Below are 15109 nucleotides of genomic sequence, written 5' to 3' on the forward strand. Positions count from 1 at the left end.
CCTTCATCTGAAGGAAAAAAGAAGTGTGGGCTGCCGTTTTCGGCGATAATAGAAGCGTCAAAACAACCATTAAGCCCACGCTATGAATTCTACCGAACGCGCCCTGATTGCACAACGCTGGAGTTTGCTGCGGGTGTGAACAAAAGTGCGGTGTCCTGTAGACTAAGATGGCATCCCCTAAAACCAGAGAAAAAGGACTTTCCCATGTTGACAGTTAGCTCCCGCGACCAAAAACTTTTAGAAGCCTTGAACCGCAACCCAGCATTAAAAGCTCGGATGGAAGGGCTAATCGAGGTGGTTGAAAATGCCGGTGATGACATTATCAAAGCAGCAGACGCCGAACAGCGGGTGATAGAAGAACTGCGCCAAATGGGAAATGATGCGATCACTGCATGGGCAAACAAACGTGTAGAAAAATGCACAGCCCCAGCCTGTGAAGAAGGCATTGGGAAGTATGTAAAGAGTGGAAAAAAAACTGTCATTGGCACACGACCTACGGAAAAATCCACATAAGCGAACCGGTCTACCGGATTCCCGGCAAGCGTGTCCGCCCCTTTAGCCAGAGTGCCGAGGTTGTTTGCCGAGGCTGTTCGCTCCCGCTGCAACGGGCGGTGACGGACTTTGGGGCGGACTGTTCATTTGCTCAAGTGCCTGATAAATTAGAAGAACATTACGGGATACGGCTGGCATCCAGCAGCATCCGACACATCACCGAAGGTCACGCCAAACGCATCCATGAATCCCAAGTGTTGATAAAAGACTATCCAAGCACGTTGGGAAAAGCCTATGTCATTGCCGAAATGGACGGCAGCATGATCCCCATCGTCGAGATTGACGAAACAGCCCCCGACAAGCGCAAAGGCAAAAAGGAAAGCTGGAAAGAAGCCCGCCTGTGTCTTGCCCACGCCAAAGGCAGTGCTACGCCAACGTTTGGCGCAATATTCGGTGGCACGGTAGAAGATGCTGGAAAAATCTTATTCGACACCGCCTGCCGTGCTGGATTTGGAAAAAGCACGTTCCTCCATGCGGTGGGTGATGGGGCAAGCTGGATCAACCGTCAAGTGGATGAACAATTTGGCACACAAGGACATTACCTGATTGATTTTTATCATGTTTGTGAATACCTATCAGCAGCATCCGCAAGCTGTTCATGCCTCAAGGACAAGGATAAATGGTTTGCCAAACAGAAAAAAGCCCTACAGGATGGTCAAGCTCAAGCGGTCATCGACACACTGAAACCTTTCCTCGAAGCAGAAACGGTAGAAGACAGTAACGCCCCAGTACGAGCTTGTCACCGTTACCTGAGCAACCGCATTGAGCAACTGGATTACCCGACAGCAAAATCCCTCGGATTGCCCGTGGGGTCGGGCGAAATAGAAAGTGCACACCGTTACATCATCCAGCAACGCTTAAAAAAATCGGGGGCATGGTGGAAAAGTGATAATGCGGCGGATATGTTGGCGTTGAGGGTCATGCGGGGAAACCAGCAATGGAAGCATTATTGGCGAAACACCGCTGAGGCGGCATGAGGTTTACCGCACTTTTGTTCACACCCAACAGGACAGAGCGGGTGGACATCTTTACAGTGCACTTGCAAAATCGTAAAAAACTCAGCAGCCGCATCAACCTGACACAACTTGCTGACACAACCAACGGCTATTCCGGTGCTGACATCGAATCCATCGTCACCGAAGCCATTGAACAAGCCTTCGTCGATCACCGCGCCGAACTCGACACCGAGCGCTTGCTGAAAGTCGTCAACACCACTCATCCGTTGAAAGAAGTGATGAAAACCAAGGTCGAGGAGTACCAGGAAAAGTTTGCCGAGATGAAGATCAAGAAGGCATCGAAAAGCTAAGCAACGCACCAATTGTGGTATGCTCAGCACCGATTGAACAATAAAAGGATAGAAAAATGCGTGTATTAATCACAGGGGTAGCAGGATTCATCGGGATGCACCTCGCCTTGCAATTGCTGCAACGCGGCGATGAAGTCGTCGGTATCGACAATTTCAACGATTACTACGATGTCACCTTGAAAGAACGCCGTTTGCAACGGGTGATCGACGCGGATACATCAAGCAAATTCAAGTTCATCCGTTTGGATTTAGCCGACCGTGCGGGCATGGCGCAACTGTTTGCCGAAGAAGGCTTGGATGCGGTGGTGAATCTTGCCGCGCAAGCCGGTGTACGTTATTCCATCGACAACCCCTTGGCTTACATCGACAGTAATCTGGTGGGGTTTGGGCATATTCTGGAAGGTTGCCGCCATAATGGGGTGAAGCATTTGGTGTATGCGTCGTCCAGTTCGGTGTATGGCGCAAACGAATCTATGCCGTTTTCGGTGCATGATAACGTGGATCATCCGCTGTCACTGTACGCTGCCTCCAAAAAAGCTAATGAACTCATGGCGCATACGTATTCGCATTTATACGGTTTGCCAACCACGGGGTTACGCTTTTTCACGGTGTATGGCCCGTGGAGTCGCCCCGATATGGCGATGTTCAAATTCACCAAGGCGATTTTGGCAGGCAAGCCGATTGATGTGTTCAATTACGGTAAACACCGCCGCGATTTCACTTATATCGACGACATTGTGGAAGGCGTGATTCGCACGCTGGATCATACGGCAACGGGCAATCCAGCGTGGAGCGGGATGCAACCCGACCCCGGCACCAGCAAAGCCCCTTGGCGCGTTTACAATATCGGCAATCAGAATCCGGTGGAATTGATGGATTATATCCGTGCCATTGAAGATGCACTGGGGATGAAGGCGGAGTTGAATTTATTGCCATTACAACCGGGTGATGTGCCGGATACTTACGCGGATGTGGATGCGCTGGTGCAAGATGTGGGTTACCGTCCGAGTATGTCGGTTGACGAAGGTACGCGCCGTTTCGTGCAATGGTATCGTGAGTACTATCAAGTTTAAGCTGTTATAAGGGGTTTGCACATGCAGGGTACGCAACATGCGCGTTTGTTTGATAGCCTACTGGGACGCGCCCCGGATTATGTGAGTGTTGGGTTAGTCATCGTGTTTGGCTTTTTGTTAGCGCGGCTGGTGTGGATGTTATTTCCCACCGAACCTCGCCCATTGCTCACCCCAACCGATACGGCAATCATGAGCGGTGAAGCGCAACAGGCGCAAAACCTAGGGGCTACTTTAGCTTCTTACCATTTATTTGGTGTCTATCAGGCAGAAAGTGGCAAACCTGCACCAGCCAATATCCAGCCCACCCAACTGGCACTCAAACTTCAAGGGGTTTATGCACCGTCAAACAATAAAGGCTATGCGATTATTGAAGAAAACGGACAGCAAAAAACCTATTCTGCTGGCGAAAATATCGGAAATTCGGGGGCGGTGCTGGAGCAAGTGTTAGCTGATCATGTGCTGCTACGGCGTAATGGCCTATTGGAAAAGTTGGCATTGCCTAAGCCAGAATTAAGTGGGGGCGGTGGTGTCGCTGCGGCTGATGTTACTAATGGTATGCCGACGCCTGACTTTTCGCAGCCTGACCCCGAAATCATGCCGCCTCCTGATATGTTCACCCCTAGCGAAGGCGCGATTCCGCCGCCAATAGAGCAAATGGAACAACAGATGCCGGTGGAACCTGCGGTTGATGAACCTGCGCCTGAACCTCAGGAGGCAGCTAACCTAGGCACGTTTCGTGAGGAGGTGTTAAATAACAATATGCGTCTCTTGGAAGTGGCGAGTCCACAGCCTTACGAGCGTGATGGCAAATTTTTGGGGTTTCAGTTAAACCCCGGCAGCAATGTGGCGATGTTCAACCAATTGGGCTTGCAACCCGGCGATGTCGTGACGTCAGTGAATGGCACTGCATTGGAAAACCCTGCGGTTGCCATGCGTGTTCTGCAAGAAGCGGCCACATCTGCCCAAGTAAACCTTAACATTACCCGCAATGGGCAAGAAATCTCCCTGCCAATCAACTTCCAGTAGCCCACCATGACTTTGCACAAGTCGTGTGAGGCGGAGGAAGTGCTACACTGAAACGAGAAGGCTATGGAGTTTTATCATGCGCTTGTCTCGTTTTTTGCTGATCACGCCGCTCATTGCCATCCTCGCGTGGTGGTTCTGGCAACAACAACACCCAACCTTATTGGAAGTCAGCATTGCTAATGTCAGTCGCGGTGTCGTGGAATCTACAGTTGCCAATACCCGTGCCGGGACAGTCAAAGCCTGCCGCCGCGCCAGAATGTCACCTTCCATCGGTGGGCAAATTAGTGCTTTACCCTTTGCAAAAGGCGCACAGGTCAAAGCGGGTGAGGTGTTGTTGCGCTTGTGGAATCACGATTTGCAAGCCAGTTTAGACGCTGCCGAGAAAGGCGTGCAAGCGGCACGGGCGCAACGCAGCGCTGCCTGTTTGCAAGCGGAAGAAGCACAACGCGCCGCTGAACGCGCCCGATTACTACGCCAATCTGCCAGCATTTCGGTGCAAGAGCTGGATAAAGCCAATACCAACGCGGCGGTAACGGCTGCCAGTTGTCATGCTGCCGAAGCGCAAATTACGGTCACGCAAGCGCAACTCCAAGCCGCACAAGCGCAACTGGAACGCACCGTGCTGGTTGCCCCGTTTGCAGGCGTGATTGCTGGCATTAACGGCGAACTCAACGAATACGTCACCCCCTCGCCACCCGGCATCCAAACATTGCCGGTAGTGGACTTGATTGAACCGGGCTGTTTTCTGGTGAGTGCGCCGATTGATGAAGTGGATGCGCCCAAAATCAAATCCGGTTTGCCCGCCCGCATAACGCTGGATGCGTGGCGCGGGCGTGATTTCCCCGGCAAGGTCACGCGGGTGGGCGCTTATGTCATCGACCTTGAAAAACAAGCGCGGACGGTGGAAGTTGAACTTGCTTTTACTAATCCCTCCGATCTCGATGCCTTACTGGTCGGTTACAGCGCGGATGTGGATATTATTCTCGAAACTCGCCCCGATGTGTTACGGATTCCCACCGAAGCCGTGTTAAGCGGTCAAGCAGTTTACCTACTCAATACCGCAGGCAAGCTGGAAAAGCGCAAAATCACGGCAGGCTTGAGCAATTGGAGCTTTACCGAAGTCACGGCGGGTTTGGATGAGGGTGACACGATTGTTACTACACCGGGTATAGCGGGGATTGCAGAAGGTATCGCAGCAAAGGCGAAGGACACGACGGATGACTGACCCCTTCATCACCTTGCGTGACATTTGCCGTCACTTTCAGGTAGGCGATGAAACCGTACACGCACTGGATCACGTCAGTCTCGACATCCACGCAGGTGATTACATCAGTGTCATGGGGCCGTCAGGTTCAGGGAAATCGACCTTGCTGAATGCCTTGGGTTTGCTGGATCAGACTAATGCAGGCAGTTACCGCTTGGAAGGCCGCGAACTCACCACCCTGCCCGAAGAACAGCGGGCGCAAGTACGGCGTGAAAAAATTGGTTTCATTTTCCAGTCGTTTCACCTGATTCCGCGTTTGAGTGCGGCGGATAATGTGGCGTTGCCGTTGGTGCTGACCGGAATGCCTGCGGCTGTTCGCAAGACCAAAGTGCAGCAAGCCTTGGCGGGTTTAGGCTTGCAAGATCGTGCTGATCACCGTCCTGCGCAACTGTCTGGTGGGCAACAACAGCGGGTAGCGATTGCCCGCGCTACCATTATGCAAGCGCCCCTGCTGTTGGCGGATGAACCTACCGGCAATCTGGATTCGCATTCCAGCGCAGAGGTTATCCGCATCCTTGAAGCGCTGAACGCACAAGGCATCACTCTCATCGTGGTGACACATGATACCGACATCGGTAAACGCGCCCGGCGGCAGATTCGCATGGTCGATGGTAAGGTGGTTGCCGATGAGCATTGAAGCATGAAACCGCAAGACACCCTGCACTTCAGTTACCAAGCCTTACGCGCGTATCCGGGGCGTACCGCTTTGATCTTGCTGGCAATGTGCATTGGGGTGGCGGCGATTATTTTGCTCACCTCCTTGGGTGAAGGCGCACGGCTGTATGTGATTGGGCAATTCCAAGGCTTAGGTTCCAACTTGCTGATTGTGTTACCGGGGCGTTCGGAAACTACCGGCGGTGCGCCACCCCTGATTGGCACCACCCCGCGTGATTTGACGTTGGATGATGCACTTGCCCTGCAACGCAGCCCCGCCATCAAAGAGGTTGCACCCATTATTCTCGGTGCTGCTCCCGTCGCGTATGAATCACGTGAACGCGAAGTCACCATCATGGGTTCCACCCCGTCTCTGCTGAGTGCGCGGCAATTGGAACTTGCCAGCGGGCAAAGCTTGCCGGATAGCAATCCGCGTGTCGCCACGGCGGTGTGTTTGCTGGGGGAAACGGTGTGGAAAGAGCTATTCGCCAACCGCAATGCCTTGGGCGAATGGGTGCGTATCGGTGGGTCACGTTTCCGCGTGATCGGTGTACTCGCAGGCAAGGGGCAATCGCTGGGGTCGGATATGAGCGACATGGTGGTGATTCCGGTTGCCAGTGCGCGGAACTTATTCAATGCACCCTCGCTGTTTCGCATTATTGTCACGGCGGAGAGTCAAGGGCAATTGGCACAAGCCACGCAAGACATTGAACGCATTATCCGCCAGCGCCACGACGGTGAGGATGACATTACCATTATTGCGCAAGATTCTTTGATTGGCACCTTTGACAATATCCTCAGTGCTTTGACCTGGGCATTGGGCGGCATTGCGGCGATCAGTTTGCTGGTCGCGGGGATTCTGATTATGAATGTGATGTTGGTAGCGGTTAGCCAACGCAAGGCTGAAATCGGTTTGCTCAAAGCCTTGGGAGCACCGACCTCGCAAGTCTTGCGCCTGTTTTTGACCGAAGCGACCTTGCTGGCGAGTGCGGGCGGAGCCATTGGTTTGCTGCTGGGCTTGGGCGGGGTATTGCTGTTGAATCAGGCAGTGCCGGATTTCAGTGCGCAACCGCCGTTGTGGGCGTTGTTGGCTTCGGTGCTGATTACGTTTTTCACCGGCTTGCTGTTTGGCAGTATTCCGGCACGGCAGGCTGCACGGCTGGATCCGGTCGCCGCCTTGTCGGGGAGGTAGCCATGCTGTTAGCGGATTACTTGCACCTTGCTACCAGCAGTATTCGCTTCAGCCCGATGCGTAGTTTTCTGACGGCGTTGGGGATTGCGGTCGGGATTGCAGCAGTGGTATTGCTAACCGCATTGGGTGGCGGAGTGCAGCATTACGTACTCCAGCAATTTACCCAGTTTGGGGCGCATATTATTGCCATCAACCCCGGCAAAAGTTCCACCTTTGGGGTATCGGGGGCGATGGTCAGCAATGTGCGTCCGCTGTCGATTGAGGATGCAGAAAGCTTGCGGCGCATTCAAGGTGTGCAAACGTCAGTGCCGATGGTGCAAGGCAATTCTCCTGTCGAAGTCGGGCAACTGACCCGCTGGACAACTGTTCTCGGCGTGAATCACGAAACCTTGCAAACCTGGCAATTGCACCTTGCCAGCGGGCAATTTTTGCCTGATGACACCACCACGCAAGCCCGCAATATGGCGGTGATTGGTGCAAAAGTCCGCTCCGAACTGTTTCCCGACCGCAGTCCGCTGGGTCAGCATCTGCGCATTGGGCAAGAGCGTTTTCGTGTCATCGGCGTAATGGAAACCAAGGGGCAAATTTTGGGATTTGATATGGATGATGCGGTCTACATCCCCGTTGCCCGCGCTCTTGCTCTATTCAACCGAGAGGGGCTAATGGAAATCGACGTGTTGTATCAAGCGGGAGCCAATGAAGCTGCCATTATTGAGCAAATCAAAGCCTTGCTGATTCAGCGTCATGGCACGGAAGATGTCACTATCACCAGCCAAAGCGATATGCTGAAAACCTTGGGGTCGATTCTCGACATTCTCAAAGCCGTGGTAGCGGGCATTGGGAGCATTTCTTTGCTGGTGGGCGGGGTTGGCATCCTCACCATTATGAGCATTGCGGTGAATGAACGCACGGGTGAAATCGGCTTGCTGCGGGCGTTGGGCGCATCCCGCCAGCAAGTGACCTATTTGTTTCTGCTGGAAGCCGCCGCCTTGGCGGGCTTAGGTGGTGTTGCCGGAATGCTGGTGGGGATTGGGATTGCCTGGCTGTTGCACGCCGTTATTCCAGCCATGCCAGTGCAAATCGACTGGCTGTATGTGTTGCTGGCGGAAGCTGTCGCGGTCATCACCGGGTTATTGGCAGGGTTTGCGCCCGCACAGCGGGCATCGGCGCTGCCGCCGGTGGAAGCGTTGCGGAGTGAGTAAGTTGAGATTTACTTGAACACATCCTGCGTGAAATTGTTGTACCAACTATACGCATAGCTGGCGTCAAACAAACGATCCTGGGCAGTTGCCGTAGCGGAAGACACGCCACCACTGCCCGGAATGTTCTCCACCAACCTGCCGTCATCCGATAGCCGATATACACCTACTACCGAAATCGCGTAATCCTTGCCAACCAGACTGTAACAGCCGTTGGAGAATGACGGGCTTTCCACTTCTAGGCCATTCAGCAGCGCATGAATGGCCGCAGCGCACACCTTGGCTTCCGAATTCGCTGCAAAGCCGGATTTAGGTAAAGAGTCTGCCATGCACGCATCACCAATCACATGCACATTCGCATGACGGCTCGATTCAAAAGTCAGCTTGTTGACTGGACACCAGCCAGTGCCATCGACCAGATCCGCATCAAAAGCCAACTTACCCGCTTTTTGCGGTGGAATCACATTCAACACCGCCCCCTGTACCCGGTCGCCGAACTGGGTAATCGCCGTTCTGGAAGCGACATCCACTTCGACCACACCTGCCGCCGCATCACCAGACCACCATTCGAGCAAGGCATTGTCTGTGCCATAGCCGTACAGTTCGCGCCATGCCTGCTCAAACAATGCCTGCTTGGTGAAACTCTCTTTGGGGTCAAGGATGATGACCTTGGAGTTGGGTTTATGCTGTTTCAGGTAATGGGCAATCTGGCTGGCGCGTTCATACGGCGCGGGCGGGCAGCGGTAGGGGTTGGGTGGGGCAGCGATTACCACTGTGCCGCCATCCGTCATAGCGTGCAATTGGTCACGCAGCACTAGGGTTTGCGACCCGGCCTTCCAAGCATGAGGGATGGCAGTAATCGCGGCTTCGCTATAACCGGCAATCGCATCGTATTTGAAATCAATCCCCGGCGATACCACGCAACGCTCATACGGGTAACGTGTGCCACTTTTGGTCAATACCTGCTTGCCGTCATAATCAATGCCGGTCACTTCATCCTGCACGATTTTCACGCCATGTGCCCTTAGGCCATCGTAATTGAATTGCAACGACTCCAATGTACGATCCCCGCTCAACACCTCGTTGCTCATGTAACAGGTGGTGTAAACCGGGTTCTTTTCGATCAGGGTCACGTCCAGCGTGTTGTCGAGGCGGCGCAGGTATTTGGCGACGGTTGCACCGCCTGTGCCACCACCGACGACAACGACTTTTTGCCCGGCAGCCCGCCCGATGGCGGGAAAACCCAGGACTGTGCCCGCCATTGCGCCTGCGACCAGCGTTTTCAGAAAATGCCGACGATCCAAAGCCTTCATATTCACTATCCTCTTTTATGCCAACAGACCGGGCAATGGGCCGGGTGTGCTGTCTTCTGTCCCGAACTGGTTGATGTTGACGCCCATAAACTGGGCAATCGACACCAGAATCTTGTTATGCGCGGCATTGTTGTATTGCAGGCTGCGCCCGCCCACCAAACCACCTGCCGCACCACCGGCCAGAATAAACGGCATATTGTCATGGTTGTGCCATGAGCCATTCGCCAGATCACTGCCAAGGAAAATCACCGTATTGTCCAGCAACGTACCGTTGCCTTCCGGCACACTGCGCAAGCGTTCGATCAGTTGCGCCAGCTTTTCGGTATACCATGCCTTGATCTTGATGAAATCCTCACCACCCTCATGCGATGCCTGATGACAGGTCTTGTAACTGCCCGCTTCCTTGATCACCACATCGTTGACCGAATTGTTCCACACCAGCGTAGCCACGCGGGTCAGGTTACAGGCCAGCGCGTGTACCGCAACGTCCATGTGCAAATCGCTGATGACACCGAGCTGGTTGGTATCTAGGTATTCGGGGTTGCGCCAGATTTCCGTGCGCGTTACCTGAAAGCCGGTCGGGTTGAAATTCCATGCCGGGCAACTGCCTGCTGTGGTGGAAGCCAGTTTGCGTTCCATTTCCCGTAGTGATTCAAGATGCATGTCCAGCTTGATTTTTTCTGCCGTGCCAAGCTGCGCACGCAGGGCGTTCAACTCTTGCAGGGAGGCATCCAGAGCACTTAAACGCCGCTGTTCTACAAAGTTGTTGTTGGCCTCTTCCCCAAACAACGAAGTAAACGCCGCCAGCGGGTTCATTTCAGGCATCACCGGCACACCATTCAGGTCATAGGTAATGGGCTTGTCGCGGTAAATCGGCACAATCCCCAAATTCAGGTGTGGGCGCACGGACTGGTTCCTGAACCATTCGCCCAGGTAATAATCCAGTGAAACTTTTTTGTCCTGAAACACCCGTCCGGCTGCCCCGGTCAATAATTTGGCAATACCGCCTTCGTGGGTACTGCCCGGCCCGTACATATTCACCCCGCTGAGGAAGACGCAATGTTCACGCACCCGTTCCAATGGCTGGGTCATGCGTGGCAAGGTGAAATTCGTGCCAGTGCCTTGCGCGTGCCAATGCTGGTATTCCATCCCGTCAGGAATGAAAACGAAAATGGCACGGCGTACCGGAGTGGCATCCGCCATTACGGTGCGGGCGAATGGCAGGGTCAGGCCACCCAACCCCGCTGCACCTAGCCCTGCTGCGCCCAAGCCTTTCAGGAAAGCACGGCGTTTTGCTGATACTGTCATGATGTCATCCTCCCCTTAATCGGCACGGCGCACGGTGAAGCCCGGTGCATTGACAATGCCCAGCAACATGGTTTGCAGGTTGTAGCCGCTGGCTGCGTAAGTTTGCAGGTAACTCTCCAGAGCGCAGTTATCGGCGGCGGTTTCAACACGCCCGGTGGTGTAACGGTAATACTGCCGTGCCACACATTGCGCGGCGGTATCGCTGTCAGCCACCAACTGGCTGAGGTGCATCAGGTCGTTGAAACTGATTTCCTCATCCGGCGTGTAGGTTTCCATGCCACGCAGGATGCCACTCACTTCAATCGGCTTGCCGTTTTCCAACGGACGGAACTGGCCTACCCCGTCGTATTTTTCAAAACTGAAGCCGGGGCCATCCAGATACTGGTGGCAGCTATAACAGGCTGTCATCGACTTGCTGTGGAAATCAAAGCGCTCACGAGTGGTCGCAGTCGGGTCGGGTGTGGGCGGCTCAATGACACCGGCATTTTCCGGCGGTGCCAGATCATGGCACAGCACCCGCTCGAAGAAGAATGCGCCGCGCTTGAACGGATGCGATTCCGCACTGTTGGCATAGCGGGACAATACCGCCCCCAAGGTCAGCAAGCCGGTGCGCGTACCGTCCATGACCGGCGTCACTTGCAACGCACTGCCGGTGGGGCCACTCAGGTGGTAGAAATCCGCCAAAGCTTTATTGGCCAAGACATAATTAGCCGTGAACAATTCATCAAACTGCTGAGTGGAGTCAAACGCCACATGGTTAAAGAAACCGATCAATTCCTGTGACATTGCTGCCCGTACTGCATCCGTATAACCGGGGTAAACGGTCAAGTCTTTGTTTGGTAGAGCATACGGGCTGGAACTGAGCAGCCATTGCCCAACGAAGTTACCCACCTGCTGGCGGCTGCGCTGGCTGGACAACAAGCGTGAAGCCTGTGCAATCCGCTGTTCAGGTGTTTGCAGCGCATTGTTGTCAGCAGCTTGGAACAAAGCCGCATCCGGCATGGAACCCAGGAACAGGTAGGACAGGCTGCTCGCCACCTCATACGGGGTGAGCCGGTACGTGCCATCGGCTTGCAATTCGCCCAGTTCGGAACGGTAGAGGAAATGCGGCGAAGCCAGCATCGCCATCACGGTATTTTCTACCGCATCACGGAATGTACCCTGGCTGAAACGTTGGGCGTGGGCGCTGACTTCAGCGCTGCTCAAGGGGCGGCGGTAAGCACGCTTGCCAAACTGCTGAATGAATTGTTGCGCACACGCTGCCGTTTCCCCGCTGCATGGCACGAGGTTTGACCAACTGTGTTGCACCGCTTGTGCGGCAAGCTTTTCGGCTTGTGACAAGTAGGCTTCCATGCGCGTACCAGTGACCAGATTGCTTGCCACGTTGTTGTCGAAACCTTCCACACGGTTTTCATCCGGCAACTCGTGGATGATGCTGACTGACAAACCCAACAAATCGTTGACAGTATTCTGGTATTCCTGACGGGTCAGCAGGCGCAGGCTGCGTTTGCCCGGTGGCGGTGAACTGCTGCACGCTTGCGGGTTAGTGCCGGTATCACCACCGTTATGGTTGGCTGCCAAAACCTCGATGATGTAATGCGAAATCCCCAACGCACAGTTGCCAACACACGCGCCAGGATTACTGGGCGGCATGGTCAACGCAGTGGTATGGGTCAGGCTATCCAATTGGGCGGCGGTAAAGTGCGTCAAGGGCTTGTTGGTAAAACCACCCTTGCCATCCGCACCGTGGCAACTGGCACAACTTTGGCGCTGGTACTGACTCTGCCCGTATTGCACCAGACTCAACAAGGTTGCCGTCACCGGCATGGTACTGGCACTAACCCCGGCGGTATTGCTGGCAGCAACCCGGTAGGCATAGCTATTACCCATACTGGCGCTGAGATCAGTGTACGCTTGCACGTTGGCAGCGGTTTCGGTCAACACTACCCAATCGGCATCACTGGCATCTGCCAAGCGGCGTTCGATACGGAAGGCGGTTTCATTACTGCTGGCATCTTTCCAGCTTAACTGCACCTTGGCGTTATCCAACACACTGGCAGTCAGGTTAGCAGGAGCAAGCGGCAGGGAGGCTGGGTTGCCATCTTGTCCACCTGTCCCATCACCAGTGTTACCGCCGCCATCATTATCACCAGCACCACCATCTGAGCCTGTGCCATCACCGGTATCACCACCGCTATCGGTATTGCCACCAGCTTTGGCCTGGGTGTCGGCTGCGTAGTAGTGTGCCAATGCCTGCAAGGCATCATCGCCGTAATTGAGTTTCAGGTCACGTAACTGGTGCGCCATTTCGGTCGGGACATTGCTGCTACGCCCTGCCACATAATCTTCCAGCGTCGCGTGCAGATAAGTTGCTGCCTGCTGGTTCAAACGGGTGCGGGTCTGGTCAATCGCTGTATCGGTTGCACTGTGGCAGAACATGCAGTGGGTTGCATGGATGGCTTTGCCACGGCTCACCAGCACAGGGTCGGTGGTTTGCGGCGCTGCACGGAATTCGATGGCAGAAAAGTAATCTGCCAAACGCTCAAGCTGGGTATCGGTGTAGCCTTTGGCAATCCGACTCATGACGCTGGAGGCACGGCCACCATTGCGGTATGCCTGCATGGTGCGTACAAAGTACGTGCGATCCATGCCACTGATACTGGGAATACCGGCATCGCTGCTGTTACCATCCGTGCCATGACAAGCCGCGCAGTTGTTTGCCAGCATCGCGGCACGGATGTCGGTACGATCCTGACGCTTGGCACTCACGCTATCGGTGTAGGCGGAACTGCCTGCACTATTGACGGCTTTCACACGGTATTCATAAATCTTGCCGATGACCAGCGTCGTGTCCTGATAGGCACGGGTATTGGCAGTCAGGGTTGCCAACACGCCCCACTGTGCAGAGGCTTCGCGACGCTCCAGCACCAACTGGTCGTCTGCACCGCTGTTGACCTGCCAACTTAAGGCCGCATTGGTGTTATCCTGCATGATCACACGCAAATCGGTAGGGGCTTGCGGTGGGTATGCCAGCGTGTCTGCCTGACCATTGCAGCGCGTGCCATTCACTGCGACATCAATCGGGATCAGGTTCAGGCCAGTGTGCGAGGCGTTGAAACCCATCGAAATGCTGCTGTTTTGCCCGATAATCTTATTGAAATCGACATTGCCTACACTGACGCTTGTGCCTTGCTGGCTGAACTGCCCGTTCCAGCCATTGGTGACTTGCTGTCCACTCGGCATCGTCCAGGTGACTTTCCAGCCATTCCATGGGCTGCCGGTATTTTTAATGTCAACTGTGCCGGTAAAACCGTTATCCCACTGGTTCTGGATGCGGTATTGCACGTTACAGGAAGGTGGCGGCGGCGGTGGCGGGTCAACCTGCCCGCTACACTTCACCCCATTGAGGGCAACATTGCCCGGTATCTGGTTCAAGCCAGTATGTGCACCATTGAAGCCAAACTGGATGACGCCACCAGCAGCTATCGAGCGGTTCCAGTCCACAGGTTGCACCTCCACGTGGGCGGCACTTTGCTGGAATTGCCCGTTCCACAAGCCGGTAATGGTCTGACCATTAGGCATATCCCACGTCACCGTCCAGCCATTGAGCGCATCCCCTTTGTTTTTGACCATGACATCTGCCGTGAAGCCATTGCCCCAGACGCTCGGCAAGGAATACAGCACCTCACAAGCCACCACCGGAGCCGCAGGAGGTGGGGGTGGTGCAGGATTGCCTGCGCACAAAACGCCGTTCACCTTAACATTGCTGGGAATGGCATTCGTGCCGGTATGCGAGCCGTTGAAACCAAACTGCACGCTGGCATTGCTGCCGACATTGGCGTTCCAGCCTGCATCTTTCACTGTGACTGCCGCGCCGCTCTGGCTGGATACCCCATTCCACAAACCGGTGATTTGCTGGCCATTGGGCATGTCCCAGGTTACTGTCCAGCCCTTCCATGCATCCCCGGTATTGGTCACGCTGACATTGGCAGTGAAACCGTTGTTCCATTGATTGGGGATGGAGTAATTGACTTTACAGGCGCTTGCCGCCCATGCACCTGGACTAAAAATGGCAAGTATGATGAGTAGTAGCAGGGTATACCCCACGGTTTGGGCATAAGTTAACCTTGCCCCCCTGCTGTTGGCTGTTTTCATAGTTGTCCCTCGCAAAACGGCTAGTGGATGCCGACATTAGGGAGATAATCTAAATTAATAAAAATTA

10 protein-coding genes and 1 pseudogene are annotated in these 15109 nt (G+C 54.4%); 8 read left to right on the top strand and 3 right to left on the bottom strand.

What is annotated here, in order from left to right; all coding sequences use genetic code 11:
- The first annotated feature begins 204 nt into the window (after positions 1-204).
- The 8 genes and pseudogenes from QJT81_00180 (at position 205) to QJT81_00215 (ending at position 8269) form a co-directional block, all read left to right on the top strand.
- A pseudogene (locus QJT81_00180) lies at positions 205-1529 on the top strand (UPF0236 family protein).
- 41 nt (positions 1530-1570) lie between these two features.
- A complete protein-coding gene (locus QJT81_00185; GenBank protein WGZ94441.1) occupies positions 1571-1858 on the top strand; it encodes a hypothetical protein in 288 nt (95 codons plus the stop codon).
- Positions 1859-1914: 56 nt separating this feature from the next.
- On the top strand, positions 1915-2931 hold the full coding sequence (locus tag QJT81_00190) for an NAD-dependent epimerase (protein WGZ94442.1): 1017 nt from the start codon (positions 1915-1917) through the stop codon (positions 2929-2931).
- A 21-nt stretch (positions 2932-2952) separates the two neighbouring features.
- Positions 2953-3957, top strand: coding sequence for a type II secretion system protein GspC (gene gspC, locus QJT81_00195; GenBank protein ID WGZ94443.1), 1005 nt, complete (start codon positions 2953-2955; stop codon positions 3955-3957).
- Positions 3958-4033: 76 nt separating this feature from the next.
- On the top strand, positions 4034-5182 hold the full coding sequence (locus QJT81_00200; GenBank protein WGZ94444.1) for an efflux RND transporter periplasmic adaptor subunit: 1149 nt from the start codon (positions 4034-4036) through the stop codon (positions 5180-5182).
- A complete protein-coding gene (locus QJT81_00205; GenBank protein ID WGZ94445.1) occupies positions 5175-5858 on the top strand; it encodes an ABC transporter ATP-binding protein in 684 nt (227 codons plus the stop codon). The genes QJT81_00200 and QJT81_00205 overlap by 8 nt, the downstream gene beginning before the upstream one ends.
- Positions 5859-5861: 3 nt before the next feature.
- Positions 5862-7067 (top strand): ABC transporter permease, encoded by a 1206-nt coding sequence (locus QJT81_00210; GenBank protein WGZ94446.1) that lies wholly within the window; start codon positions 5862-5864, stop codon positions 7065-7067.
- Between the two features lie 2 nt (positions 7068-7069).
- Entirely contained in the window at positions 7070-8269 is a 1200-nt protein-coding gene (locus tag QJT81_00215) for an ABC transporter permease (GenBank protein ID WGZ94447.1), read from the top strand.
- A gap of 8 nt (positions 8270-8277) precedes the next feature.
- Here the strand turns inward: QJT81_00215 and QJT81_00220 are convergent, their stop codons facing one another.
- From QJT81_00220 to QJT81_00230, 3 genes are read right to left on the bottom strand one after another with little or no spacing between them, the layout of a single operon-like run.
- Positions 8278-9579, bottom strand: a complete 1302-nt coding sequence (locus QJT81_00220) for an NAD(P)/FAD-dependent oxidoreductase (protein ID WGZ94448.1) — start codon at positions 9577-9579, stop codon at positions 8278-8280.
- A 15-nt stretch (positions 9580-9594) separates the two neighbouring features.
- Positions 9595-10887 carry a DUF1552 domain-containing protein gene (locus QJT81_00225; GenBank protein ID WGZ94449.1) on the bottom strand — a complete coding sequence of 431 codons (1293 nt, stop codon included), beginning with the start codon at positions 10885-10887 and terminating at the stop codon, positions 9595-9597.
- A 15-nt stretch (positions 10888-10902) separates the two neighbouring features.
- Positions 10903-15042: a cellulose binding domain-containing protein gene (locus QJT81_00230; GenBank protein ID WGZ94450.1), complete on the bottom strand. Its 4140-nt coding sequence runs from the start codon at positions 15040-15042 to the stop codon at positions 10903-10905.
- Positions 15043-15109: the final 67 nt, after the last annotated feature.

The sequence above is a fragment of the Candidatus Thiothrix putei genome (assembly GCA_029972225.1).
Classification (GTDB): domain Bacteria; phylum Pseudomonadota; class Gammaproteobacteria; order Thiotrichales; family Thiotrichaceae; genus Thiothrix; species Thiothrix putei.